This window comes from Alishewanella aestuarii B11, from assembly GCF_000280055.1.
GTDB classification, from domain to species: domain Bacteria; phylum Pseudomonadota; class Gammaproteobacteria; order Enterobacterales; family Alteromonadaceae; genus Alishewanella; species Alishewanella aestuarii.
The window spans coordinates 43154-68804 of record NZ_ALAB01000042.1; the positions used below are offsets into that span (position 1 = coordinate 43154).

Below are 25651 nucleotides of genomic sequence, written 5' to 3' on the forward strand. Positions count from 1 at the left end.
TAATTTTTCTACAATTATAACTGTGTAACATCGCTGACTGTGGCGAATACATTTGGGACTGGCAATGAAAAAGACCTCTACAGCTTCGGCAGCAAAGGCTGCCAACACTGCCACTGAGCAGCTTAAAGAAAGTATTATCAAACACTTACACTCCACGCTTGGCACCGACGTTAATAAAGCCAGCCATCAGGCCTGGTGGCGCGCGACCTGTGCTGCGGTAAACGAGCAGGTTTTCGATGGCCTGCGCAATACCCAACGCACCCATTATGAGCAAGATACCCGGGCGCTGCACTATTTTAGCCTCGAGTATCTGATGGGGCGGATGTTCAGCAATAACCTGCATAACCTTGGGATTTATCAGGACGCCAAACAGGCACTGGCTGAGCTGGGGCTGGATATTGCCGATCTGGAGCAGCAGGAAGAGGATATGGCGCTGGGTAACGGCGGCCTGGGTCGTCTGGCAGCCTGCTTTATCGAATCACTGGCGACGTTAAATTACCCGGCCGTGGGTTACGGCATTCACTATGAGAACGGCCTGTTCCAGCAGAGCTTCCAGGATGGCCGGCAAATTGAGCGGCCGGATAGCTGGCGTGAGTACGGTAACCCGTGGGAAATTTGCCGCCCGGAATCGGTGCAGGAAATTGCCGTGTATGGCTATGTCGAAACCGTATTTGACTTACAAGGCCAGATGAAAAAAGTCTGGCACCCGGGCCGGATCATCAAGGGGGTGCCGTGGGATATTCCTATCGTCGGCTATGATGGCGGTGCGGTAAACGTATTGCGCTTGTGGGAAAGCCGCGCCTCTGACTTCTTTAACTGGGACGTGTTTAACTCCGGCGGTTATATTGATGCCGCGCGGGAAAACGTGGAAGCGGAAAACATCTCTAAGGTCCTGTACCCGAACGATGAAACTGATGCCGGTAAAGAGCTGCGTCTGATTCAGCAGTATTTCTTCTGCTCCTGCTCGTTAAAAGACATTATCCGCCGCTATAAGCGTCGCCATGGCGATGACTGGAGCCACTTTGGCAAGCAGGTTGTCATTCAATTAAACGATACCCACCCGGCGGTGGCGATCCCGGAACTGATGCGGATTCTGGTTGACCGTGCTGAAATGGCATGGGATGACGCCTGGGCGATTTGTCAGCAGGTATTTGCCTACACTAACCATACCTTATTGCCAGAAGCCCTGGAAAAATGGCCACTGCGCTTATTTGAAAAAGTGCTGCCGCGGCATATCGAAATTATTTATGAAATTAACCGCCGCTTCCTGCTTGAGCAGGTAGAAATGCGCTGGCCGGGTGACGATGCGAAGAAGCGCAAGCTGTCGATTATCGAAGAAGGCCATGAGCAGATGGTGCGGATGGGGCATTTGTCGGTGGTGGGCTCCTTTAAGGTGAACGGGGTGGCAGAAATTCACTCCAAGCTGGTGAAATCTGATCTGTTCCCGGAAATGGTGGCGCTGTGGCCGGATAAATTTACTAACGTTACTAACGGTGTAACACCGCGGCGCTGGTTAAAAGCCTGTAACCCAAGGCTGGCTACCTTGCTGGATGCCAAGGTCGGTGACGATTGGCCAACCGATCTGAAAAAGCTGCATAAGCTGGCTGACTTTGCTAAAGATCCTGCATTGCAGGATAACTTTATGGCGATTAAGCAGCAGAACAAAGCTGATCTGGCGAAGGAAATTAAAAAGCTGACCCGGATTGAAGTGGACCCGGCGGCGCTGTTTGATGTGCAGATCAAACGCCTGCATGAATACAAACGGCAGCACCTGAACCTGCTGCATATCTTGGCGTTGTACCGGCGTATTCTGCAAAACCCCGATTACGATATGGTGCCTCGGGTGTTCCTGTTTGGTGCTAAGGCGGCACCGGGCTATAAGCTGGCAAAAGAGATTATCTATGCGATTAACAAGGTCGCCGATAAGATCAACCACGATAAGCGGGTGAAAAACCGTATTAAAGTGGTGTTTATGCCAAACTACCGGGTGAGCTTAGCTGAGAAGATGATCCCGGCCGCGGATGTCTCGGAGCAGATCTCCACCGCCGGTAAAGAGGCCTCAGGTACCGGTAATATGAAGCTGGCGTTAAACGGTGCTATTACGGTCGGTACCCTGGATGGCGCCAATATTGAAATCGCTGAGGAAGTTGGTGACGATAATATCGCGATCTTCGGTTTAACCGTTGATGAAGTGAAAGCCTTATATGAGAGCGGCTATAACAGTTACGATTATTACCATAATAATCCGGAGCTGAAAGCTATTCTGGACTGGCTGGAAACCGATTACTTTACGCCAGGTAAACCGGGTGAGTTAGCAGCGATTAAACACAGCTTACTGCAAGGCGGTGACCCTTATCTGGTGCTGGCTGACTTTGAATCCTACCTGGCGGCACAGCAAAAAGTGGATACCTGGTATCGTGATAAAGCGCTGTGGGCAGAAAAAGCCATTCTGAATACCGCTTCGGTTGGTAAATTTACCTCAGATCGCTCGATTGAAGATTATGTAGAGCGGGTGTGGCAATTAAAGCCGTGCCGGATTAAAAACTAGTTCCTACAAAGGTTTAAGCCAGTGGCGTGACCATCTGACCACCGGCTACAAATCAGACTTTGTAAAAAGGCAGCGCTTTTGGCTGCCTTTTTTTATTGCCGCAGATGTTATATGCTGATTTTCAACCTTTTTCCCAGGCTGCAATATGTTGCATGGTATTGTGATCAGCATGCTGTTGCTGCTGGCGGGCGCGAGCCTGGCAGTGGCACCCAGCCGCATTCAGTGGGCGATCAATGATGCGCCACCTTTTCATATTGTTAATGGACCTTATCAGAATAAAGGCATTTGCGATGCGTTGATTGCGGCGGTGCATCGCGCTTTGCCGGAAGTGGAGGCCTCCGTTTGGCTGATGCCGCAGCCGCGGATCGCGCAGGCTCTCGGCGATCAGATCAATCTGTGTTTTCCCTGTATGATTTTCCGCGGTGCCCATGATCAACTGGCCAATTTTACGCTACCCACCCATATCTACGAGCCGTATCGCTTACTGAGCAAGCCTGGCATGGCACTTGAGCTCAGCAGCCGTTTCGGCAGCCCGGTCGCCTTTGAACGCTTGTTGCAGCAGCGGCAATACCGTTTAGGCTATCCGGCGGGCCGCCGCTACGCCGAATTACAACCTTTGCTGGATCAGTATCCGCCTTTTCTGGCCCGGCCCGGCACCGGTGGCGTGATTGCTATTCTGCAGATGATCCAGGCCGACCGGCTGGACTACACCCTCGACTATCCTATTGTCGCCAACTACTTTAACCGCACTCAGCAAGGGGCCCTGAGCAGTTTGCCAATTCTGGAGCAACAACAAGACCATATTCCCGGCGCGATCGGCTGTGCCCGCAGTGACTGGGGGCAGCAGGTGGTGCAGATGATTAACGGTGTGATGCCGCAGGTGCGTCAGGATCCGGAATTTATCGAGGTATTAAACTTATGGGCGGGTGAGCAGTCTGAGGCTTATCAGCAGTTTAACCAGCGCCAGTTAGCGCGACCCGAATATCAGGTACCCAGCGCTCAGCCTTAGCCAACAGCGAATATTCAGCACGATGCGACTTGGCGTGCTGCGGCTTACAGGGTAACATCCGGCTGCGTAGTTTGCCGTACAGCAGTTAACAGAGAAGTCATATGCCAGCACAACAACTTAAACAAGATGGTGATTTTTTAGCACTAACCCTGGCAAACCCCGATGGGTTATCGCCGGCGCACTTTAGCCTCGACAATGGTACTCAGGTTGAAATCTGGGATACCGGGGTCATTTACTTTGAACCTGCCCAGAGTGGCCAGCAGGATATCGTGCTCAGTTGTGGCGTACATGGTAATGAAACGGCACCGATAGAGATCTGCGCCGCACTGGTGCGGGATGTGTTGCTCGGTAAGCTACAGCTGAGCGAGCGGTTACTGGTATTATTTGGTAATCCGGCGGCGATCAATAACGGCACGCGGGAGATTGAAGAGAACTTAAACCGCTTGTTCTCCGGCCATCATAGCAAGGGCGCAGGCCTGATTAATGCCGAGCGGCGCCGGGCGCAGGCATTAGAAAATTATGTCAGCCGCTTTTATCAGCACGGCGGTGAGGGCCGCGAGCGCGCGCTCTATGATCTGCATACCGCTATTCGCGGCTCGCGCTTTGAAAAATTTGCTGTTTGTCCATTCCTGCACGGTAAACCCTGGAAAAAAGCTCAATTTCAGTTACTGGCAGCCTGTGAAGTCAGCACGGTATTGCTGATGCAAACCCCGGCCAGTACCTTTAGTTATTATGCCTCTAATAGCCATGGTGCCGATGCCTTTACCGTTGAGTTGGGTAAGGTGCGTCCCTTTGGTGAAAATGATATGCGGCGCTTTGCCAAAGCCGAGCAGACGTTACGGGCGCTGGTTAGCGGGGCCTTGCCGCCGTTTAGCGAGTTCAGGCAAGCCGATTTTCAGCTGTACGAGGTGTATCGCAGTATTAATAAGCAAACCCAGGATTTTAAACTGCATTTTGCCGATGATGTGGAAAACTTTACCAGTTATCCGCTGGGATCCTTGCTGGCAACGGATGGCGATTTGGAATACCGGGTCGAACGTGAAGGTGAGGCCATAATCTTCCCCAATGCCAAGGTGGCGATCGGGCAACGGGCGATGCTGATGGTGGTACCCAAAGATGTCAGCGGCCAGTTGATTTAGTGGCGAAAAGCAGACACTGAGTAAATATAACCTGACAGCTTGGTTGCTGATCAGGTTTTTTTATGCCCGCCGGCGGTTGCAATGCAGTTTACGTAAAGGTAAAGTTCGGCGCAAAAATTTAAGTTAAAACCGGAATGTCTGCGGTGTGATACCTGCGCCACGACGTGTCGGACGCGACTATAATCTATAAAAAACAACCAAGAGACTCCTTATGACTAATCCAAATAACGCCACCATTACCACGGTGCACCGCGCGGAGTTCACTGCCAGTGATGCGTTAAAAATACCTACCTTAAGGATCCTGCAAGACGATGGCAGTCTGTATGACGGGGCAACAGCGCCAGAGTTAGATAAAGACACCGCATTAAAGATGTACGACACCATGGTGTTTATCCGGGTGTTGGATGAGCGGATGCTGGCCGCACAGCGCCAGGGCCGGATCAGCTTCTATATGCAGTGTTTAGGGGAAGAAGCGACCACGGTCGGCAGTGCTGCCGCACTGAGCGATCAGGATATGATTATGGCGCAATACCGGGAGCAGGGCGCCTTGCGCTATCGCGGTTTTACGCTGGAACAATTTATGAACCAGTTGTTCTCGAATGAGAAAGATCTGGGTAAAGGCCGGCAAATGCCGGTGCATTATGGCTCAAACGCCATTAACTATATGACCATTTCGTCACCGCTGGGCACGCAAATTCCGCAGGCCTCGGGTTATGCCTATGCCCAGAAGCTGCGCGGCCTGGATGCGCTGACGCTGTGCTACTTCGGTGAAGGCGCCGCCTCTGAAGGTGACTTCCATGCCGGTTTAAATATGGCCGCGGTGCATAAGGCGCCGGTGCTGTTTTTCTGCCGCAATAACGGCTATGCCATTTCGACGCCGGCCAATGAGCAGTTTGTCGGTGACGGCATTGCCTGCCGCGCGGTCGGTTATGGTATGAAAGCCATTCGCGTGGACGGTGCTGATATTCTGGCGGTGTATCAGGCCACTAAAATGGCCCGTGACTATGCGCTGAAGCACAACGAGCCGATATTACTGGAGTCGATGGCTTACCGCTTAGGGGCACACTCCTCATCAGATGACCCCAGCGGTTACCGCTCCAAAGAAGAAGAAGCGCTGTGGCGTAAAAACGATCCGATCGCCCGCTTTAAAGCCTGGTTGCTAAAGCAAGGCTGGCTGGATGAAGCTGCCGATAATGCCAAAACTGAGCAGCTGCGCACCGATATCCTGGACGCGTTAAAAGTAGCGGAAAAAGTCGCCAAGCCTGGTATTGAACACCTGATCTCTGATGTCTACGCTGAGCCTATCCCGGCTTTGCAACAACAACTGGATGAATTAAAAGCACATATCCACAAATATCCGGATGCTTATCCTATTACTGCCGGGAGACTCGACTAATGGCAAAAATGAATATGTTACAGGCCATTAATAATGCGCTGGATCTGGCGATGGCCAAAGACGATGGCGTGGTCTGCTTTGGTGAAGACGTCGGCCATTTCGGCGGCGTGTTTCGTGCCACCAGCAAGCTGCAGGAAAAATATGGTAAGGCCCGCTGTTTTAATACGCCATTAACTGAACAAGGTATCGCTGGTTTTGCTAATGGTATGGCGGCACAGGGGATGAAGCCAGTGGCTGAAATCCAGTTTGCTGACTATATCTTCCCGGCCTTTGACCAGATCGTCAACGAAACCGCCAAGTTTCGCTATCGCTCGGGTAATGAATTTAATGTCGGTGGCTTAGTATTCCGCACCCCTTATGGTGGCGGTATTGCTGGTGGTCATTACCACAGCCAGAGCCCGGAAGCCTATTTTGCCCATACGCCGGGCCTGAAAATCGTGGTACCGCGTGACCCTTATCAGGCCAAAGGTTTACTGCTGGCGTCGATCGCCTGCCCGGATCCGGTGATTTTCTTTGAACCGAAGAAACTGTACCGTGCCTCTGTTGGCGAAGTACCGGAAGACTATTACGAGCTGCCCATCGGTAAGGCCGAAGTGCTGCAACAGGGTAAGGACGTAACAGTGCTAGCCTGGGGTGCGCAGATGGAAATCGTGCAAAAGGCGGTAGAAATGGCGGCCGAGCAGGGCGTATCGTGCGAAGTGATTGACCTGCGCAGTATTCTGCCATGGGATGCGGATACCGTTGCGGCATCAGTAAAGAAAACCGGTCGTCTGGTGATTAACCATGAAGCGCCGTTAACCGGTGGTTTTGCCGGTGAAATTGCCGCTACGATTCAGAAAATGTGTTTCCTGCATCTGGAAAGCCCGATCGAGCGGGTTTGTGGTTTAGATACACCGTACCCGTTGGCACTGGAAAAAGAATATGTGGCCGATCATCTGAAAACTTTCGAAGCCATTATGCGCTCGGTTAATTTCTAAGGAGTTTTCGATGAAACAGGATTTTATTCTGCCGGATATCGGTGAAGGTATCGTCGAGTGCGAAATCGTCGAGTGGCTGGTCAAAGAAGGCGATGTGATTAAAGAAGATCAGCCGGTTTGTGATGTGATGACCGACAAAGCCCTGGTGCAAATTCCGGCGGTGTATGATGGCGTGGTCAGCAAGCTGTATTACGCCAAAGGCGATATTGCTAAGGTACATGCGCCATTATTTGAGATGGAAGTGGCTGGTGGTGCAGCTTCCGCACCGGCTGCAGCTTCGGCTGCCACTTCGGGGTCAGATCATGATCTGACCCCGAAGATCAGCGAAATTACTGAAGACTTTATCCTGCCGGATATCGGTGAAGGTATTGTGGAGTGTGAAATCGTTGACTGGCTGGTCGCGGAAGGCGATACCATCGCAGAAGATCAGCCGGTCTGTGATGTGATGACCGACAAAGCGCTGGTGCAAATCCCGGCCAAATATGCCGGTGTGGTCAGTAAGCTGTACTATGCCAAGGGCGATATTGCCAAGGTGCATGCACCGCTGTTTGCGATTCGCCGCCAGGGAGATGTAACTGCGGCAGCGCCGGTCGCTTCGGGGTCAGATCATGATCTGACCCCGAAGGTTACCGCCACTGCCGCAAGACCTGCTGCCGGTGATAGTGCAGCGGCGAAAGGCAGCAAAGCCTTAGCCAGCCCGGCCGTGCGCCGTCTGGCCCGTGAGCTGGGTGTCGATTTACAATGGGTGCCAGGCTCGGGCGATAAAGGCCGGGTTTATAAAGAGGATGTGCGCGCCTTTGCCCAAGGCACCCCTGTTGCCGCTGTTAGTGCGCCGGCCGCTAAACCGGTCGCCGCGACAAGCACAGCTGTCGTTAGCAGTGCGGATCATGATCTGACCCCGAAGGTTCAGGACGCCAAACCGGCAACCAACCGGGTTGAACCTATTCGTGGCATTAAAGCGGCGATGGCACGGCAGATGGCCGAATCTGTATCGACCATTCCGCACTTTACGTATTGCGAAGAAATCGATTTAACCGATCTGATTGCGCTGCGGCTACAACTTAAAGATCAGTATGCCAAACAGGGCGTGAAGCTGACGATGATGCCGTTCTTTATGAAGGCGTTGTCGCTGGCGATTAACGAGTTCCCGGTGATGAACAGTCAGCCGAATGCCGACTGTACTGAACTGACTTATTTTAGCGCCCATAATATCGGCGTCGCGGTGGACTCGAAAATTGGCTTGTTGGTACCTAATGTCAAAGGCTGTGAGCAAAAGTCCATTCTGGAAATTGCTGCCGAGTTGACCCGTTTAACCGATGCCGCGCGCGAAGGACGGGTAAGTCCGGCCGATCTGAAAGGCGGCACCATTACCATCAGTAATATCGGTGCTATTGGTGGTAATGTGGCGACCCCCATTATCAATAAGCCGGAAGTGGCGATCGTGGCACTGGGTAAGGTACAAGCCTTACCACGCTTTGCTGCCAACGGCCAGGTTGTGGCGCGGCAGCTGATGCAGGTGAGCTGGTCTGGTGATCACCGTATTATTGATGGTGGCACCATTGCCCGCTTTACCAATCTGTGGAAGCAATATCTGGAGCAGCCAAGCAGTATGTTGTTGTCGCTGCGCTAAACCTTCGGGGGCAGATCATGATCTGACCCCGAAGGTTCTATAACGCTCCCATCCTTAAAGGAATAAAGATGAAACAACTAAGCTTGCTGCTTTGCGCAGTAATAACGCTCAGTGCCTGCCAAACTACAACCCAACCTAGCCCGGATGCGCGTTTCGCTAATCTGCCGGTAACCAAGCAACCGCACGCTAGTGGCCTTTTTAGAGATTTAGCCAGATTAGGACCGAGGTACCCGGTGGAAGAGGCGAGAGCCGGTGGTGAAGGCTGTGCCACTATTGAGTATGTTGTGACACCAGATTATCAGCTGCATGACGTGGTTACCCTGGATGCCTCAAACCGCTTTTTTGCCCGTGAAGCCAAGGCGGCGATCCTAAAGTGGCAATGGCAGCAACTGCCAGCCGGCTTATTAACTGAGCCGGTAAAATTGCAAACCCGCTTTGAGTTCTGTCTGGAAACGGTTGAGGGACGTTGCGACCCTGAACAACTCAATGCCCGCACCCAGTGTCGCGGTGACGATATGTTGCCTGCCGTAGGCTACCGAGTATTGGTTCGCAGCTAACGTTGAAACTTCGGGGTCAGATCATGATCTGCTGGGGCAGCCTCTACGCTGCCCCAATAAACTTAATACTGCCGTTTTAAAACCTTATCGCCCAGTACCAACAACGCCGGGGTTAAAAATAGTGTCAGTAGGGTAGCAAAGCTTAAACCGCCGGCGATGGCACTGGATAATTGCGTCCACCACATGGTGGAGGGCGCACCAAAACCCAGGCTGGGCTCCAGCAAATTAACATTGACTGCCAGCACCATCGGCATTAACCCCAGCACAGTGGTAACAGAGGTTAGTAATACCGGGCGTAAGCGCAAGGTGCCTGTTTCCAGCGCAGCCTCGATACTGTTTAGCCCTTGTTGCCGCAGTTGGTTATAGGTATCAATCAAGACGATATTATTGTTTACCACGATACCCGCCAGCCCGATAATCCCCATCCCCACCATGACGATACCAAAGGGCTGAGCATTAACGAGTAATCCCAGCAAGACACCGGCCGTGGAGAGTACGATAGCCGACAGGATCAGCAGCGTTTGATACCAGCTATTAAATTGCACCAGTAAAATCATCAACATCAAAAATATTGCAATAAAGAACGCGCTGATTAAAAAGTTCATTGCTTCCTGCTGATCGGCATCTTCACCGGCAGTTTTGATCATAACCCCCTCAGGCAGGACCAGGCCACTGCCGCGCAGTGCCGCCAGCCGCTCTGCTACCTGATAGCCGGGAGCGAGATCGCTTTTAATGGTAACGGCGCGGTTACTGTCAATCCGCCGGATCACACTGGTTTTCTCGCCGGGTTCTAAGCTAACGAAGTTGGTGAGTGGTACCTGACCGCGCGGTGTTTCTACGGTTAAACGCTCAAGCTGGGCTAACGAGCGCCAGTTTGCCGGAAAGCGCACCCGGATATCCACTTCATCACTGGCATACTCCGGGCGAAACTTCGCCAGCAGCAGGCCATTGCTGACCAGTTGGATCGCATTACCTACTGTCAGCACATCGGCGCCAAAACGGGCGGCTTCTGCACGATCAACGGTTAGCCGCCATTCAATGCCAGGTAAACTGCGATCATCTTCAATATCGATAAAGCCACCAAGTTGCTGCATCCGGGCCAGGATCTGGTTAACAGCAGCGTCAATCTGGCTGCTGTCTTCGGCACTAACTTGCAGCTCTATCGGCTTGCCACCGGCCGGGCCTTCCTGTTGCTGGCGAAATGCCAGGACCAGGCCGGGCAGGTCAGCGGTGCGCTCGCGCATCTCATCCAGGATCACCGCAGCGCGGCGGCGCTGGTGCCAGTCGATAAACTGAAACTGGATAGTACCAATCACATCTGCGGTTAGCTCGCCACTGGCAGCAGCCAGACTGCGGGCATAGAGGGCTTTGACTTCCGGCATGCCGAGCAAGCGTTGTTCGACCTGACGCAGGATGGCATCTTTTTCATAGATCGACAGATCGCCGCGGGCCCGCACCCATACCTGTGCCGACTCCGGCTCGACGGAGGGGAAAAACTCCAGGCCATGGTTAAACTTGCCATAGGCCAGGTAGATCAGCACCACACCGCTTAAGGCTGCGCAGAGTGTTAACAACGGGCGTTGGATCAAGCGGCCGAGGATGCGGCGATAGAGCAGGGTATAGCGGCTGGCGCGGTTTGGCGCGGGCGCGCGCTGGGGCGCTTTATGGCTGGCGGCGCCCATTACCGGTAAAAATACCAATGCCATGGCCAGTGACGCCAGCAAACAGAGGATCACGGTCGCGGGTAAATACAACATAAACTGGCCGACAATACCGGGCCAGAATAGCAGCGGTACAAACACGGCCAGTGTGGTAAAGGTAGACGCAATAATGGGCCAGCTCATCCGATCGGCGGCATTAAGCCAGGCGTCTTTTGGTGTCTGGCCGTCCTGAATATGGCGATCAGCCAGCTCACTGACTACGATAGCGCCATCGACCAGCATGCCGGCTACCAGGATCAGCGAGAACAGCACGATAATATTCATCGTAAAGCCGAGCAGCCAAATCAGCAGGATCCCGGCAAAAAATGCACCTGGGATGGTAATGCCAACAAGTAGCGCCGAGCGCATGCCCATGGTGGCGAGGATCAAAATTAACACCAGCACCACCGCGGTCAGCACATTATTCAATAAGTCAGATAACATCTCTTTGACGTCTTTTGACTGATCCATAATGTAATCAATTTGCATTCCGGGCGGAAACTGGCGCTCTGCCTGTGCAAGCAAGGCCTTGGTTTGCTCGATGGCTGAGATAATATTCGCGCCACTGCGCTTTTTCACTTCCAGTACCAGGGCCGGCTGACCATTAATGCGGGCGAAACTAAGCGGATCTTTAAAGCCGGCATTGACGGTAGCGACATCGGCAAAGGTGAGCACGGTATCGCCACTGACTTTGATTGGGATCGACAGCACATCATTCAGATCTTCAATTATACCCGGCACTTTAATGGCCATCCGGCCGGCACCGGTATCTAAACTGCCGGCGGCAACCAGACGGTTATTATTCGATACCAAACGAAACAGCTGCTGATAATCCAGGCCATAGCTTTGCAACACTTGCGGATCGACGATGATCTCCAGCACATCTTCCCGATCGCCACCAATATCGACCTCCAGAATTTCCGGGATGGCTTCAATTTGTTCCTTTAAGCGCCGGGCGATCCCTACCAGCACCGACTCCGGAACCGGGCCGGACAGACCTATAGATAATACCGGAAACAGCGCCACGTTAATTTCCTTAACGGTGGGTTCCTTCGCTTCGGCTGGCAGTTTAGCGCGCGCAGCGTCCACTTTCACCCGCACATCGGCCAGTGCCTTATCGGCATTAAAGCCGGCATCAAACTCCAGCATCACCGAGGCATGGCCCTCACTGGCGACCGAGGTCATTTTCTTAATGCCTTCCAGTGAACGCAACTCGTGCTCCATCGGCCGAACCAGCAAGCGTTCACCGTCTTCCGGACTGATGCCGTCCAGTGACATCGACACATACATCATTGGGATGGCGACATCGGGGTTGGCTTCTTTCGGGATCACCAGATAGGCACTGATACCAGCGATAAATAAAAACAGTAGCAGCATCAGGCTGGCACGGCTGCGTTGAATAGCGGCAGCGATCAGGCTTCTCATGGCGTGGCCTCGCGCACCACACTGACCTGTTGTCCAACCTCGACAAAGCCGGCTCCCAGGGTGATCAACTCAACCTCTGTTGCCAAGCCACTAACCCAGGCCAACTGATTGTCGGCACTGAGCAGCTGCACCGGATAAAAGGCGACGCGACTTTGCTCTACCGTATAGACGCCAAGCCGGCCTTGCGGATCCAGTTTTAATAGCGCTGGGGATAACGCATGCGCCTGGCGCGCCGAGAGGCTGATCTGCAAGGTGGCACTGGCACCGGCCAACGGCAGCTGTTCGGGGTTAGCAATACTGGCCTCGATATAATAGCTGCGGGTGGCGACATCGGCTGCCGGGCTGATAAAGCTGAGCTCGCCTGATAGCTGGCGGCCATCCAATAAGGTGATAATGACGGCTTGTCCCAGAGCCAGTTCGCTGACTTGCTGTTGCGGTACCTGGGCGCTGGCGCGCAATTTTACGATATCTAACAGCTGAAACAGACTTTGGCCGGGCTGTACCAGCGCGCCGGGCTCGATCAAACGTCGTCCCAGTACGCCGTCAAAGGGTGCAACCGGGTTTTGATGTTGTACCGCCAGTTGGGCATCGGTGAGAGCGGTTTCGGCCAGGCGTAATTCGTTGGTTAACCGTGCCAGTTCGGTTTCAGAGACAAACTGCCGTTGCTTTAACGCTGTCGCGCTTTGCAGTTCGCTCTGGCGCAGCGCCAACAGCGCCTTCGCTTGCTGCAGGCGGCTGTGCCGGCCCTCATCACTCAGTTGTAGTAGCGTGCTGCCGCGGCTGACTGCTGCGCCTTGCTCCACCAGAATGCGCTCAACCTTGCCGCTGATTTGCGCTTTGACTTCCAGCTGATGCCAGGCGGCAAGTTGGCCTTGGAGTTTTAGTTGGGCAGGATAGTCTGTGGCTTGCGAGAGCCGGGTTTGTACGCTAAAGCCTGTCGCCTGCTGCTCAGTTTTGATTGGCGGGGCTTCAGATTGACTACGGTAGTGATTACCCAGCGCCAACCAAAGCAGAAACAGCAGGCTAACGACAATAGCAATCTTAACGGGCGTCAGGCGAGGCATACTCTATCCTTATTGATTTTGCGGTGGTCAGTTGTTGTAACACCTCTGGCAGCGGCTGTTCAGCTTGCACCGGGTAGCCGTGACGCTGCTGCTCGCTCTGTAACGCGGTGAGCCGTTTCTGCAGCGCCGGGTGGCTGGCAAACCAGTCCGGTAGCTGGCTGTTGTCGCTGGCCGCCAGTGTTTGAAAAAAACGCTCTGCGCCGCCGATATGACCATAATGACAATGTAAAATCGCCAGCGCCCTGGCATCGGCGGCCAGTTCCCGCTGCTGCGAGTGGCGCGCCATGCCAAGTTCAGTGGCGGGTAGAAAGATCTGGCCGGCATTCGCATTACCGGTAAGGGTAGCGCTTAGCACGGCCAGCACCAGGCCGCGGCCCAGGCCCCGTAAATGATCGCGTTGTTCCAGATGTGCCAGCTCATGGGCCAGCAAAAAGGCCAGGGCATTCTCGGTGTGCAGTTGCGTCAGTAAGCCCCGATATACCAACATGCTGCCACCTGGTAAAACACCGGCATTAACCAGTGGCTGGTCAAGATAACTGACGCGTACCGGATAGGCCAGGGCAGTGCATTGCTGTAGCTGATCGCTTAGTTGCTGTAATTGCTGCTGCACGGGCGATGATGCACTGTGTTGCTGCCATTGCCCAAACCATTGATATTCGAGCTTAGGATCAAGCTGGGAAATGGCTTTATCTACCGCCAGGCCCAGTAACCAATACAGTAATAGTAGCAACAGTGTCAGGGCGGAGCCGATCAGCAGCAAATCCGCCAGCGGGCGCTGGCGGCTGACGTTAACATTGGTTTTGGGCAGGCGCGGCTGATAGGCCATCTGGCAGCCTTAATGTGTTATCGATTGCAGCGACGCAGCTAATACCGATGCGGTGGCGGCGGTAGTGGCTGTTTGGACGCGACCATAGATGGCAGTGCCATAGGCCAGGAGCTCAACCGAACCTATACCATTGCCAGCGGCATTATGGATAGCCGAGGTTTCAATCCGGATATTAATCAGTTGACAGGCATCCGGACATTGTTGTTTTAAACGCAGTATGGCTTCCCGTCTGGCACGATCAATCAGGGTTTCATAGCTGGCCACCGGGCCGCCAACCAGGCTGCGCAGGATGGCAACAACGCGCTTAAAGTAGTCAATTGAGATCACCACACTGCCGGCAAGCAATTCGACCCGCGTAATGTCTTGCATCGGCAGCAGCAAGTCACGACTGTTGCTGTGTGGCAGGTTTTGTAGCTGCTGTTCCCGCTCAATAATACTGCGGTAATGGCGCCGCTCCAGCCACTGACCGGACAGATAGCCGAGCAGCAGTAGTGTCAGAAAAGTCAGTAATGGCAGCATCGTCAGCCAACCCGCACTGCAGTGCCGTAAACGTAAATTTCAGCTGCGCCAGCGGCGATGGAGGAAGTAGAAAACCGCACATTGATGATCGCATTGGCACCCAGCTCGGCGGCTTGCGCCTGCATGCGCTTGATCGCTTCATCACGTGACTCGTTTAGAAGCTCAGTATAGCCGCGCAGCTCGCCACCAAACACATTTTTAATACCAGCCATAATATCGCGGCCAACATGCTTGGCACGCACCGTACTGCCAGACACTACGCCATAACAATCAATAATAGTTTTGCCGGGCACGGTTTCAATATTGGTCATATACATCGGATTATCCCTAATTTACTGTGTCAGACTATCTTACGCTGCAGCAGGGCAAATAGCAGCGATCGACATAATTTTTTACACTTTTTCTGGTCAGTTGCTCGTTGCCAGTTGCCGGAGCTTAAGTGCTTAGCGCAACAGCCAGATAGTCGACCAACTGCCGTACCTTGGCCGACAGATGGCGGTTTTGCGGATACAGCGCCCAGATGCCGTCATCCGGCTGGCGGTACGCCCCTAACACTTCAACCAGGCTGCCATTCGCCAACTCATCACTGATATAGTAATCCGGCAGCTGCGCCAGCCCGAGGCCACAGAGGGCGGCATCTTTTAATGCTAAACCACTATTACACTGCAGCCGGCCGCGCGGACGATACGATACGGTTTTCTGTTGTTCGGCAAAGCGCCAGATATTGACGGTACCTATCAGGCACTGATGTTGGTCCAGATCCGCTAACGACTCTGGCGTGCCCTGGGCGGCCAGATAGGCTGGCGCGGCAACCAGATACTGGCGCCGGCTGGCCAGTCGCCGCGCAATCAGGCTGGAGTCGGTTAACTGCCCGAGCCGTAGCGCCAGATCAAAGCCGCCTTGCACCAGATCCAGCTTATCGTTGGTGAGCACCAGTTCCAGCTCAAGTTCAGGGTAACGCTGTAAAAAGCGATGGAGTAGCGGGGAGAGTCGGGTTTCTCCGTAGAATACGGGTGCCGTCACCTTTAGCAGGCCGCGTGGCGACGCCGTAAGATTGGCCATGGCGCGGTTGGCTTCGGCCAGACTGCTGACCAAATGCCGGCAATGTTGTAAATACAGCAAGCCTTCTGCCGTCAGGCTGACGCTGCGGGTAGAGCGGTATAGCAGTTTTAACGCCAGTTGTTGCTCCAGCGCGGCTATATTGCGGCTAACCTGCGCCACCGACAGGCCAAGTTGGCGTGCTGCCTTAGTAAAGCTTTGCTGTTCCGCCACCGCCACGAATTCACTGATCCCTTGCCATTCACTCATCTTTATTATTACGTTTATGCAAAACTGCTTTGTATTTTAGCGTTATTCTGCCGTATATGGAAAAAATCCTAACTGCGCTATAGTGTCAGTATTGCTTTCGCGTAAACACACCAAGGACTTAACGATGCAAATGATCAAAACCCGCGCAGCTGTGGCCTGGGGCCCAGGCCAACCTTTGTCGATTGAAGAAGTGGATTTAATGCCGCCACAAAAAGGCGAGGTGCTGGTGCGGATCGTTGCCAGTGGTGTCTGCCATACCGATGCGTTTACGTTGTCGGGTGAGGATCCGGAAGGTATTTTTCCGGTGATCCTGGGCCATGAGGGCGGCGGTATTGTCGAGGCGGTTGGCGAGGGCGTGACCTCGGTTGCTGTTGGCGACCATGTGATCCCGCTGTATACCCCGGAATGTGGCAAATGTAAGTTCTGTTTATCGGGTAAAACCAACCTCTGCCAGGCGATCCGTGCCACGCAGGGCAAGGGCTTGATGCCGGATGGCACCAGCCGTTTCTCGAAAGACGGCAAGCCGATTTATCACTATATGGGCACCTCGACCTTCTCAGAGTACACCGTATTGCCGGAAATTTCGCTGGCAAAAATTAATAAAGAAGCCCCGTTAGAGAAAGTCTGTTTGCTGGGCTGTGGCGTGACCACCGGCATGGGCGCGGTATTTAATACCGCCAAGGTAAAGCCGGGTGATACGGTGGCGATCTTTGGTCTGGGCGGCATCGGCTTATCGGCGGTGATTGCCTCAGTGATGGCCAAAGCCGGCCGCATTATTGCTATTGATATTAACGAAGATAAATTTGATATCGCGAAAAAACTCGGTGCCACCGATGTCGTCAACCCGAAGAAATATGACAAGCCAATTCAGGAAGTGATTGTCGAGATGACAGATGGCGGCGTCGATTTCTCCTTTGAGTGCATCGGTAATGTTAATGTGATGCGTTCGGCGCTGGAGTGTTGTCATAAGGGCTGGGGCGAGTCGATTATTATCGGTGTCGCCGGTGCGGGCCAGGAAATTTCAACCCGGCCATTCCAACTGGTTACCGGCCGCGTCTGGCGCGGTACGGCCTTTGGTGGCGTGAAAGGCCGTAGTGAGCTACCGGGCTATGTTGACCGCTATCTAAACGGTGAGTTTGAATTGGATACCTTTATTACCCATACCATGCCGCTTGAAGACATTAACAAAGCCTTCGATCTGATGCATGAAGGTAAGTCGATCCGTACTGTTATTCACTTCTGATAGTCAATTGGGGCAAAGATGAGTCTGAATCAGATCAGTGAACAGCGTTGTTTTGACGGTCGTCAACTGCGCTTTAAACATCAGTCGGCGGTACTGCATTGCGAGATGCAGTTCTCAGTGTATCTGCCGCCGCAGGCGGCCAGTCAGCGCGTACCGGCGCTGTACTGGTTATCGGGGTTAACCTGCACCGATGAAAACTTTGCCAGCAAGGCCGGAGCCCAGCGTATCGCGGCCGAGCTTGGTCTGGCGCTGGTGATCCCGGATACCAGCCCACGTGGCGAAGGGGTAGCGGATGATCCACAAGGTAGCTATGACTTTGGGCTGGGTGCCGGCTTTTATGTCAACGCCACCGAGGAGCCTTACGCTAAGCATTATCAGATGTATGACTACATTGTGCAGGAACTACCTGCTTTGCTGGAAGCGGAGCTACCACTGACACCGCAGCGGGCAATCAGTGGTCATTCGATGGGCGGCCATGGGGCGCTGGTGATCGGCCTGCGCAACAGCAGTCGCTATCGCAGCATTTCTGCCTTTTCACCGATCTGTCATCCCAGCGCCTGCCCTTGGGGGATCAAGGCGCTGACTGGCTATCTGGGTGCGGATCCTAACCGTTGGCAGCAATATGATGCGGCTCTGTTACTGGCACAGCAGGGCAGTGATCTGCCTATTTTGGTGGATCAGGGACTGGCAGATCAGTTCTATCCTGAGCAGCTGCGCACGGAAACCTTGCTTGCCGCAGCAAAGCGAAGCGGGGCGCAGGCTGAGATCCGGCTGCAGCCAGGTTATGACCATAGCTATTATTTTATTGCCAGCTTTATTGAACAGCATTTGCGCTTTCACGCCCGTTATCTTGGGTTATTAGCGGCATAACGTGCTAAAGAGCAGCAGATAACTAATTGCTGCTCTTTAGCGGACTTGCTGGCATAATTTCCGCTACCGCGAAATCCCTTTTGCTGATGGAGCCCGAGATGAGCTATAACCCGGATAATGTGTTTGCCAAAATTCTGCGCGGCGACTTGCCGTGTTTTAAGATCTACGAAGATGACCACAGCCTGGCCTTTATGGATATTATGCCGCAGGCAAGCGGTCATGCGCTGGTGATCCCTAAGTACGCAGCGGTAACGCTGGCTGACTTACCGCTGGCATATGCTCAGCCAGTGTTAGCGGCGGTGCAGAAGGTGATGGCGGCACAACAGCAGGTGTTAGCTGCCAAAGGCGTGGTGCTGATGCAACTTAATGGTACTGAAGCCGGGCAAACCGTACCACACCTGCACTTTCATTTAATCCCGGCGCACCTCAGTACGCTAAAAGCGCATGGCGCCGAGCAGGGTGATATGGCACAAATCAAGGCTATCGGTGAGCAGTTAGCCGCTGTGTTACAATAATCCGCATGACACCTGCCCGGCAGTTGCCCGGGCGGTTATCTTCCCGCTGTTCTGCTAAAGGTAGTGCTATGTTGACTGCTCGCCTCACGTTTGGCTTATTATTAATTGTTGGACTAACTGCCTGCACCCGACCTGCCGGCCCTGATGCTGCAGTCCATGATGCAGCCGTCCGTGTTGCAGCCAACAATGTTGCAGCTAGTACTGACGCTGACTGGCAGCTGGCGATTATCCATATTAATGATACCCACTCGCAATTTGACCCCTCGCCGGCCAAGGTCGAATTGGCGCCGGGGGAGGCGCTTTATACCTTTATTGGCGGCCATCCGCGGTTACTGACGAAAGCCAGACAGTTGCAGCAACGAGCGCAGGCGGCGGGCACCCCCTCATTATTTTTGCACGGTGGTGATGCGTTTAAAGGCAGTGCCTATTTCGAGCTGTTTGAGCATCAGATCAATATCGATATTTTAAACCGGATGCAGCTGGACGCGATGGCACTGGGCAACCATGAATTTGATATCGGCCTGCCTAAGCTGGCGCAATTTGCCAGTGAAATTAATTTTCCGCTGCTGGCAGCCAATGTCGATACCCGGGCCGAACCCTTACTGGCCGGAGTGACTAACCTTAAGCCTTATCAGCTCTACCGGCAGCAGGGCGAACGCTGGCAGCCAATCGCAGCGGTAGAACAGGCTGAAGGGGCGCGCTTGCTGGCAATCTTTGGTGTGGCACTGGAAGATATGCGTACCATGGTGCCGGATACCGGCGCGTTGGAATTTAGCGCCGAAATTACTTCAGCACAACAAACCGTCGATCACCTGACCGCGCTGGGGGTGCCGCATATTATCGCGCTAACGCATTTAGGCCACCAGCGCGATCTGAATCTGGCTACCTGGGTCAATGGAATTGATGTGATTGTCGGTGGCCATTCGCATTCGTTATTGGGAGATTTCCGGCACTGGTATCTGGGGCAGCAACCACCTTATGCCCAACAGGTGCCCAATCCGGATGGCCAGGGCATAACCTGTGTGGTGCAGGCCGGACAGTATGCACAGGCGATTGGCGCTCTGACCGTAAGTTTTAACCTGGCGGGCCAGGTTACCGCTTGTCAGGGACAAAATACCCTGTTAGCCGGGCGTGATTATTATCCTTCCGCCTTGCGCCGTGCCGACGCAAAGCTTACGGGATTGGCGTTAAGCCGCACCCTACAGCAGGTACAGCAGCTGGCCAATACGGCCATTGTCGATGAAGACCCGCTGCTGCGCGAGGTGCTGGATACGGTTTATTTACCGGCGGTACAACAAGCCTATGGCACCGCTATCAGCAGTACTGAGCGCAGCATTGCCCATGTGCGCTTACCGGGCACAGGTGGCAGCGACCAGCATGGCTCTGAGCTCGCCGGGCATATTGCCGATGCCATGCTGAATTATGTCAATACCCCGGCGGTGCAGGCTCTGGTTGCCGGGCCGGTGCAGCTCAGTTTAATTGGCGCGGGCAATATCCGTAGTCATCTTGAGGCCGGCACGATTTATGAAGGGCATATCCGGCTTGAAGTATTACCCTTTGATACACCGCTGAGCGTGCTAACTGTCTCGGGGGCGGATTTGTTAGCGCTGTTGCAGCAAACCATCAGTGCCACGCTACCACCTGGCGCCCATGCCGGTAAATTTCCATATGGCAGTGGCCTGCGCTATGTGGCCCGGCAGGAGGATGATTACAGCGCCAGCGTAGCGGTGGAGGTTTGGCAGGAGCAAAGCTGGCAGGCATTGGATCCACAGCGCGAGTACCGGCTGGTCACCACCAATTATCTGGCCAACGGTAATGATGGCTGGCAGCAATTACAGCAAGCCCAGGCGGAGCAGACAGACAGACGTGATATTATTTTGCTGAACGGTCAGCCGAAAGCCTTTGTGGTCGAGCGGGTCACCGCTAGCCTGGATAGCCGTGGCCAGCCAGCCTTTACCCCGTTGTATCAGGGGCTGACGCAGTGGCCGTGCGGTGAACCCGGTGTGGATTGCAAAACGGCAGCACAGGCGGTGATTGACCACCTGCAGGCGCAACCGGACTTATGGCAGCGGACCAGACCCGCCACCGTAACCCTGTATCGCTAGTTATCCACAGCACTCCGGTACAGATTTAACCAGTCTGGCATTTATCCACAGCACTTCCTGCTTAAAAATGGTACCGGTCTGACCAGCTTGGGCATTAATGATCGCGCTGGAGCCGCCATTGCAGAATGGCTTTGACGACTAAAGTGGCAATCGCCATCAGGGTGAGCAGAGCGGCAGCGATAAAGGCGCCGGTGGCATTATAGTCCTGCTGTAGCAGTTCGATATGCAACGGCAGGGTATTAGTTTGGCCGCGAATCGTGCCGGATACCACCGACACCGCACCAAACTCGCCAACCGCCCGGGCGTTTGTCAGAATCACCCCATACAGCAAGGCCCAGCGGATATTGGGAAAGGTAATATGCCAGAATACCTGCCAACCGCTGGCGCCCAGTAATACTGCCGCTTCTTCCTGCTCGGTGCCGAGGGTCGACATCAGTGGTACCAGTTCTTTTACCACAAAGGGGCAGGACACAAAGACCGTCACCATCACCAGACCCGGCCAGGCAAACATTAACTGTACATCAGCGGCATCCAGCCAGGTCGCAAAAGGTCCGTTGCTGCCGTATAACAACAGGTAAAGCAAGCCCGCCACCACCGGCGAGACGGCGAAAGGGATATCAATCAGCGTCAGCAGCAGCCGACGTCCGGGGAAGGTAAAGCGGGTGACGCACCAGGCAATCAGGGTACCAAATACCAGATTGATCGGCACGGTCAGACCGGCAACCAGTAACGTCAGGCCAATGGCATGCAGCATATCCGCATCGCGTAAATTGCTGATCACGCCACCTATGCCGGCCGAAAAGGCAGCAATAAAGATTAATAATAGCGGCGTTAGCAATAGCAGCACACTTAAGCCTACGCCTGTGCCGATCAGCACCCTGCGTAATAGTGGTGAAGCACCAAGCTTAGACGTCATTTCAAAGCTCCACTGATATGCTGATAACGCTGCTGGATGCCGTTAATCACAAACAGCAGCACCAGCGATGCCAGCAATACCACGCTGGCAATGGCGGCAGCGGCGGCATAATCAAACTCCTGCAGCCGGATAAAGATCATCAGTGAGGTGACCTCGGTTTGCCAGGGCAGGTTACCGGCGATAAAAATCACCGCGCCAAATTCCCCCAGACTGCGGGTAAACGACAAGGCTGTCCCCATAAGTAATGCCGGTTTGATCTCCGGCATGATCACCCGCCAAAAGGTTTGTAACGGGCTGGCACCCAGGGTAGCCGACGCCTCTTCGTATTCCGGACCAAATTCTTCCAGTACTGGCTGCACGGTGCGCACCACAAAGGGCACACTGGTGAAAATCATTGCTACCACTATACCAAGCCAGGTATAGGAAACTTTAATGTCCCATAGTGCCAGATATTGGCCAAACCAACCCTGGGTGGCATAGAGTGCCGCCAGCGTCAGGCCGGCAACCGCCGTGGGCAGAGCAAACGGCAAATCCATCAGGCCATCTAACAACAAGCGGCCAGGAAAGCGATAGCGAGTTAGGATCCAGGCCATCAGCAGGCCAAAGAACAGGTTAAAGATACTGGCGACCAGGGCGGCAGACAGTGTGACCTTGTATGACGCCACCACCCGGGGATCACTGATAATGGCCCAGTAATCGGCCAGACTGAGCTCTGCTACCTGCATCACCAGACCCGTGAGCGGCAGCAGAATAACCAGGCCAATAAAAAACAAGCTACTGCCCAGGCTGATGGTAAAGCCGGGCAGTACGCTTTTACTGCGCAGTGCCCGAAAAGGCAGGGCGCTCATCGACTCCGGCGTCCTTCTGCCAGTAACTTATCCAGCTCAGCGTTGTTGGCAAAGTGGTCAGTATGCACTTTTTCCCAATCGCCAAATACCTGCTCTACGGTAAAGAGGTTGGTCTGCGGAAACTTATCAGCATTTGCAGCGATCACCTCCGGATGATGGACACGGTAGAAGAAGTTAGCCAGCAGCTGCTGCGCTTCTGCGGTGTACAGAAATTCCAGATAGGCTTTGGCTTGTTCGGCGGTGCCGTTGCGTGTGACGTTGCGATCTACCCAGGCAACCGGAAACTCGGCCAGCACATTCGTTGCCGGAACCACCCGTTGTAACTCCAGGTCCGGGTACTGGGCGATAATATTGTTCACTTCCGATTCAAAGGTAATCAATACATCACCCAGTTGGCGTTCGATAAAGGAGGTGGTAGCGCCACGACCGCCGGTATCAAATACGACGACACGGCGCAGGAAATCGATCATCCAGTTACGCGCTGCGTCAGCACCAAGGCGCTGCTTAGCCGCACCATAGGCTGCCAGATACGTATAACGGGCGTTACCTGAGGTTTTCGGGTTAGGGAATACCAGGCTCACGTCGCCCTGGGTCAGATCGGCCCAGTCCAGAATGTTTTTCGGGTTACCTTTGCGTACTAAAAATGCCATGGTGGAGTAGTAAGGGGAGGCATTATTGGGTAAACGCTCGCGCCAGTTGGCAGGTAGCAGGTTGCCGCGTTGATGCAGCACATCAATATCCGAACTTTGATTAAAGGTCACCACATCAGCACGTAAGCCCTGAATAATGGCCTGCGCCTGACGGGAAGAGCCGCCATGCGATTGGTTGATGGTCAGGGTCTCGCCGGTTTTTGCCTGCCAGTGTGCAACAAACAGCGGGTTAATTTCGGCAAATAATTCGCGGGAAATATCGTAACTACTATTTAATAATTCTTTGGCTGACGCCACCGACAGGCTGGACGCCAGTAAGCCGGCAACAAGGATCAACTTACGCATCTGCAATTCTCCAAAATAAGCAACTGCAGCCAGTTTAATATGCCAATTTTTTGCGACAAGGCATTTCATTAAGCTAATTTGTTATAAGGCATAGCATCAGGCTATAACCAGATCCAGAGCAGCATAGCGCTTAAAGTGGAAAAAACAGCGGTACCAGTATCAGACTGACCATCAGTACCAATAAGGTAAAGGGGCTGCCAATTTTCAAAAAGTCGATAAAGCGGTACTGGCCGGGGCCCATCACCAGCAGATTGACTGGTGAAGCAATGGGGGTCATAAAGGCGGTAGATGCGCCTAATGCCACCATCATCGCAAAAGGATAGGGTGAGGCATTGAGGGCACTGGCCAGACTCAGCGCGACCGGCGCCATCAGTACGGCTGTCGCCGTATTGGATATCACCAGGCTAAATAACATGGTAATGATAAATACGCAGGCCAGCATTAACAGAGGGGCCTGATTGCCGGCTAGTTGTAATACCCCGCTTACAGCGAGATCAATGCCGCCGGTTTGCTGCAGTGCCTGAGCAAATGGCAACATCCCAACAATCAGTAATAAACTTGGCCAATGCACTGCCTTGTAGGCATTATTCAGGTCAATACAGCGGCAGGCGCCAAGTACTAACGCGGTGATCAATGCCGCTAACACCGTTGGCACTATACCGGACACCATCAGCGCGATCATCAGCAATACCGAGCCGATTGCGTAGGGCGCTCTGTCCGCGGCGGGTGTTGCTTCATTACTCTCTGCTGGTAAGCTTAGCAGCAACAGATCGCGTCTATGCTGCTGTAAACGGCGGATCTCTGACCAACTGCCAGCTAGTAACAGCGTATCTTGTTGTTGCAGTACCTCATCAGGTAACACATTTAGCAGGGCTTCGCCTTTGCGTTTAATACCGACAATATTCAGCCGGTAGCGGCTGCGAAAACCGATTTGTTGAATGCTTTTACCGGCCAATGCCGAATCCGGTGGCAAGGCGACTTCGACCAGACCTAACTGGTGTGCATGCAAGCTATAGTAGGAGTGGTGCAATGGCTGTGGGCTGAGCCCCAGAATGGCCGAGGCTTCAAGTACGCTGGCACTGGCAGCGGCCAGATCGACCAGCAGCACATCACCGGCTTGTATTACTGTTTGTGAGTTGGCGACCAATAATAAACTGCGTAACCGCGCCGGACGTTCGACTGCGACCACATTGATCCCGTACTCGGAGCGTAAGCCAAGGGTATTCAGAGGTTGATTAACCAGCGGCGAATGAGGCTGCACCTGTAGCCGGAACTCGCGGCTGGTCAGCCGGTACTGTTCGGCCAAACCACTCAATGAGATACTATCTTGTCCGGTGTTTTGACCCACTGCGGGACTTAGAAATCTTTTGGCTAACAGCATATAGCCAATGCCCAGAATTAAAACTATCAGGCCTATTGGCGCGAAAGCAAAAAAGCTGAATCCGGCCTCACCGGCGCGCTGTAATTCAGCGTTCACAACCATATTGGGTGGGGTTGCTACCAGCGTCAGCATGCCGCCTATCAGGGCTGAAAATGCTAATGGCATTAATAGCGGTGCGGGGGATAGCTTGAGCTTAGCGGCAATACTCAGTACCACCGGAATAAAAATCGCCACTACACCGGTTGAACTCATTACTGCACTCAGAGTGGCAACGGCTAACATTAATAGCACCAGCAACCGGTTTTCACTGTTGCCGGCGTGTTTTACCAGGTAATCTCCAAGGCGATAAACCACACCGGTTCGCACCAGGGCCTCACCAATGACGAACAATAGCGCGATCAAAAGCACGGCCGGCTCGCTAAAACCGGCCAGACTTTGCGATAAGGTCAGGACTCCGGTGAGCGGAAACAACAGCATCAGCAGTAAAGCAATAACATCACTACGCGGTTTATTGAGAGTAAAGCCCAGCATGGCGGCGGCCAGTAAAACCAGCGTTATCGTCAAGTCTATCGTCATCAGGATCCTTTGTCATAACTGGCTGAAGCGCTGCTACAACCGCAGCATAGCGTACCTTAGGTTACAACGTCTTGATCAAAAACACTAAAACAGCTGGTCAGACC

The 25651-nt window shown here is 53.7% G+C and carries 21 protein-coding genes; 11 read left to right on the forward strand and 10 right to left on the reverse strand.

Translation table 11 applies throughout. The annotated features are described in order from the left end of the window. The first annotated feature begins 64 nt into the window (after positions 1–64). From AEST_RS16305 to AEST_RS16335, 7 genes are all read left to right on the forward strand, one after another. The gene (locus tag AEST_RS16305) at positions 65–2548 is read left to right on the forward strand and encodes a glycogen/starch/alpha-glucan phosphorylase (RefSeq protein WP_039925701.1); all 2484 of its coding nucleotides are present in this window, start codon (positions 65–67) and stop codon (positions 2546–2548) included. Positions 2549–2693: 145 nt separating this feature from the next. Next, entirely contained in the window at positions 2694–3557 is an 864-nt protein-coding gene (locus AEST_RS16310) for an ABC transporter substrate-binding protein (protein ID WP_008610382.1), read from the forward strand. Positions 3558–3658: 101 nt separating this feature from the next. Next, the gene (gene astE / locus AEST_RS16315; RefSeq protein WP_008610383.1) at positions 3659–4696 is read left to right on the forward strand and encodes a succinylglutamate desuccinylase; all 1038 of its coding nucleotides are present in this window, start codon (positions 3659–3661) and stop codon (positions 4694–4696) included. Positions 4697–4907: 211 nt separating this feature from the next. Further along, complete coding sequence (locus AEST_RS16320; protein ID WP_008610384.1) at positions 4908–6092, forward strand: thiamine pyrophosphate-dependent dehydrogenase E1 component subunit alpha; 1185 nt, start codon at positions 4908–4910, stop codon at positions 6090–6092. Next, positions 6092–7069, forward strand: coding sequence for an alpha-ketoacid dehydrogenase subunit beta (locus AEST_RS16325; RefSeq protein WP_008610385.1), 978 nt, complete (start codon positions 6092–6094; stop codon positions 7067–7069). The genes AEST_RS16320 and AEST_RS16325 overlap by 1 nt, the downstream gene beginning before the upstream one ends. A gap of 10 nt (positions 7070–7079) precedes the next feature. Beyond that, on the forward strand, positions 7080–8699 hold the full coding sequence (locus tag AEST_RS16330) for a dihydrolipoyllysine-residue acetyltransferase (protein ID WP_008610386.1): 1620 nt from the start codon (positions 7080–7082) through the stop codon (positions 8697–8699). Positions 8700–8932: 233 nt separating this feature from the next. Next, on the forward strand, positions 8933–9256 hold the full coding sequence (locus AEST_RS16335) for an energy transducer TonB (RefSeq protein WP_238534631.1): 324 nt from the start codon (positions 8933–8935) through the stop codon (positions 9254–9256). Positions 9257–9318: 62 nt separating this feature from the next. Here the strand turns inward: AEST_RS16335 and AEST_RS16340 are convergent, their stop codons facing one another. The 6 genes from AEST_RS16340 to AEST_RS16365 all read right to left on the reverse strand — a co-directional run bounded on the left by AEST_RS16340 (position 9319) and on the right by AEST_RS16365 (position 16098). Next, entirely contained in the window at positions 9319–12381 is a 3063-nt protein-coding gene (locus tag AEST_RS16340) for an efflux RND transporter permease subunit (RefSeq protein ID WP_008610388.1), read from the reverse strand. Continuing rightward, complete coding sequence (locus AEST_RS16345) at positions 12378–13445, reverse strand: efflux RND transporter periplasmic adaptor subunit (RefSeq protein WP_008610392.1); 1068 nt, start codon at positions 13443–13445, stop codon at positions 12378–12380. The genes AEST_RS16340 and AEST_RS16345 overlap by 4 nt, the downstream gene beginning before the upstream one ends. Then, positions 13423–14271: a M48 family metallopeptidase gene (locus AEST_RS16350; RefSeq protein ID WP_008610394.1), complete on the reverse strand. Its 849-nt coding sequence runs from the start codon at positions 14269–14271 to the stop codon at positions 13423–13425. Before AEST_RS16350 ends, AEST_RS16345 begins: the two co-directional genes overlap by 23 nt. A 9-nt stretch (positions 14272–14280) precedes the next feature. Continuing rightward, positions 14281–14790 carry a YbjQ family protein gene (locus tag AEST_RS16355; RefSeq protein WP_008610395.1) on the reverse strand — a complete coding sequence of 170 codons (510 nt, stop codon included), beginning with the start codon at positions 14788–14790 and terminating at the stop codon, positions 14281–14283. A gap of 2 nt (positions 14791–14792) precedes the next feature. Next, positions 14793–15107, reverse strand: coding sequence for a YbjQ family protein (locus tag AEST_RS16360; protein WP_008610396.1), 315 nt, complete (start codon positions 15105–15107; stop codon positions 14793–14795). 118 nt (positions 15108–15225) lie between these two features. Next, positions 15226–16098: a LysR family transcriptional regulator gene (locus tag AEST_RS16365; protein ID WP_008610398.1), complete on the reverse strand. Its 873-nt coding sequence runs from the start codon at positions 16096–16098 to the stop codon at positions 15226–15228. A gap of 124 nt (positions 16099–16222) precedes the next feature. On the opposite strand from AEST_RS16365, the gene AEST_RS16370 reads away from it, so the two are divergent. From AEST_RS16370 to AEST_RS16385, 4 genes are all read left to right on the forward strand, one after another. After that, on the forward strand, positions 16223–17341 hold the full coding sequence (locus AEST_RS16370; RefSeq protein ID WP_008610400.1) for an S-(hydroxymethyl)glutathione dehydrogenase/class III alcohol dehydrogenase: 1119 nt from the start codon (positions 16223–16225) through the stop codon (positions 17339–17341). Positions 17342–17359: 18 nt separating this feature from the next. After that, positions 17360–18211, forward strand: a complete 852-nt coding sequence (gene fghA / locus AEST_RS16375; RefSeq protein WP_008610401.1) for an S-formylglutathione hydrolase — start codon at positions 17360–17362, stop codon at positions 18209–18211. 98 nt (positions 18212–18309) lie between these two features. Then, positions 18310–18726, forward strand: coding sequence for an HIT family protein (locus AEST_RS16380; RefSeq protein ID WP_008610402.1), 417 nt, complete (start codon positions 18310–18312; stop codon positions 18724–18726). A gap of 68 nt (positions 18727–18794) precedes the next feature. Continuing rightward, positions 18795–20831, forward strand: coding sequence for a bifunctional metallophosphatase/5'-nucleotidase (locus AEST_RS16385; protein ID WP_008610404.1), 2037 nt, complete (start codon positions 18795–18797; stop codon positions 20829–20831). Between the two features lie 94 nt (positions 20832–20925). Here the strand turns inward: AEST_RS16385 and cysW are convergent, their stop codons facing one another. The 4 genes from cysW to AEST_RS16405 all read right to left on the reverse strand — a co-directional run bounded on the left by cysW (position 20926) and on the right by AEST_RS16405 (position 25547). Next, the gene (cysW, locus tag AEST_RS16390; protein WP_008610408.1) at positions 20926–21747 is read right to left on the reverse strand and encodes a sulfate ABC transporter permease subunit CysW; all 822 of its coding nucleotides are present in this window, start codon (positions 21745–21747) and stop codon (positions 20926–20928) included. Beyond that, positions 21744–22595, reverse strand: a complete 852-nt coding sequence (gene cysT / locus AEST_RS16395) for a sulfate/thiosulfate ABC transporter permease CysT (protein ID WP_008610409.1) — start codon at positions 22593–22595, stop codon at positions 21744–21746. Before cysT ends, cysW begins: the two co-directional genes overlap by 4 nt. Continuing rightward, positions 22592–23590 carry a thiosulfate ABC transporter substrate-binding protein CysP gene (cysP, locus tag AEST_RS16400; protein WP_008610410.1) on the reverse strand — a complete coding sequence of 333 codons (999 nt, stop codon included), beginning with the start codon at positions 23588–23590 and terminating at the stop codon, positions 22592–22594. Before cysP ends, cysT begins: the two co-directional genes overlap by 4 nt. 130 nt (positions 23591–23720) lie before the next feature. Then, on the reverse strand, positions 23721–25547 hold the full coding sequence (locus AEST_RS16405) for an SLC13 family permease (protein WP_008610411.1): 1827 nt from the start codon (positions 25545–25547) through the stop codon (positions 23721–23723). Positions 25548–25651 lie beyond the last annotated feature (104 nt).

Bases quoted from the DNA above. Each gene is read 5' to 3' on its own strand.
- AEST_RS16330 (WP_008610386.1), top strand. From the start codon at position 7,080: ATGAAACAGGATTTTATTCTGCCGGATATCGGTGAAGGTATCGTCGAG.
- astE (WP_008610383.1), top strand. From the start codon at position 3,659: ATGCCAGCACAACAACTTAAACAAGATGGTGATTTTTTAGCACTAACC.
- AEST_RS16365 (WP_008610398.1), bottom strand. From the start codon at position 16,098: ATGAGTGAATGGCAAGGGATCAGTGAATTCGTGGCGGTGGCGGAACAG.
- cysP (WP_008610410.1), bottom strand. From the start codon at position 23,590: ATGCGTAAGTTGATCCTTGTTGCCGGCTTACTGGCGTCCAGCCTGTCG.
- AEST_RS16310 (WP_008610382.1), top strand. From the start codon at position 2,694: ATGTTGCATGGTATTGTGATCAGCATGCTGTTGCTGCTGGCGGGCGCG.
- AEST_RS16360 (WP_008610396.1), bottom strand. From the start codon at position 15,107: ATGTATATGACCAATATTGAAACCGTGCCCGGCAAAACTATTATTGAT.
- cysW (WP_008610408.1), bottom strand. From the start codon at position 21,747: ATGACGTCTAAGCTTGGTGCTTCACCACTATTACGCAGGGTGCTGATC.
- fghA (WP_008610401.1), top strand. From the start codon at position 17,360: ATGAGTCTGAATCAGATCAGTGAACAGCGTTGTTTTGACGGTCGTCAA.
- AEST_RS16350 (WP_008610394.1), bottom strand. From the start codon at position 14,271: ATGGCCTATCAGCCGCGCCTGCCCAAAACCAATGTTAACGTCAGCCGC.
- AEST_RS16370 (WP_008610400.1), top strand. From the start codon at position 16,223: ATGCAAATGATCAAAACCCGCGCAGCTGTGGCCTGGGGCCCAGGCCAA.
- AEST_RS16355 (WP_008610395.1), bottom strand. From the start codon at position 14,790: ATGCTGCCATTACTGACTTTTCTGACACTACTGCTGCTCGGCTATCTG.
- cysT (WP_008610409.1), bottom strand. From the start codon at position 22,595: ATGAGCGCCCTGCCTTTTCGGGCACTGCGCAGTAAAAGCGTACTGCCC.
- AEST_RS16380 (WP_008610402.1), top strand. From the start codon at position 18,310: ATGAGCTATAACCCGGATAATGTGTTTGCCAAAATTCTGCGCGGCGAC.
- AEST_RS16320 (WP_008610384.1), top strand. From the start codon at position 4,908: ATGACTAATCCAAATAACGCCACCATTACCACGGTGCACCGCGCGGAG.
- AEST_RS16340 (WP_008610388.1), bottom strand. From the start codon at position 12,381: ATGAGAAGCCTGATCGCTGCCGCTATTCAACGCAGCCGTGCCAGCCTG.
- AEST_RS16345 (WP_008610392.1), bottom strand. From the start codon at position 13,445: ATGCCTCGCCTGACGCCCGTTAAGATTGCTATTGTCGTTAGCCTGCTG.
- AEST_RS16305 (WP_039925701.1), top strand. From the start codon at position 65: ATGAAAAAGACCTCTACAGCTTCGGCAGCAAAGGCTGCCAACACTGCC.
- AEST_RS16325 (WP_008610385.1), top strand. From the start codon at position 6,092: ATGGCAAAAATGAATATGTTACAGGCCATTAATAATGCGCTGGATCTG.
- AEST_RS16405 (WP_008610411.1), bottom strand. From the start codon at position 25,547: ATGACGATAGACTTGACGATAACGCTGGTTTTACTGGCCGCCGCCATG.
- AEST_RS16385 (WP_008610404.1), top strand. From the start codon at position 18,795: ATGTTGACTGCTCGCCTCACGTTTGGCTTATTATTAATTGTTGGACTA.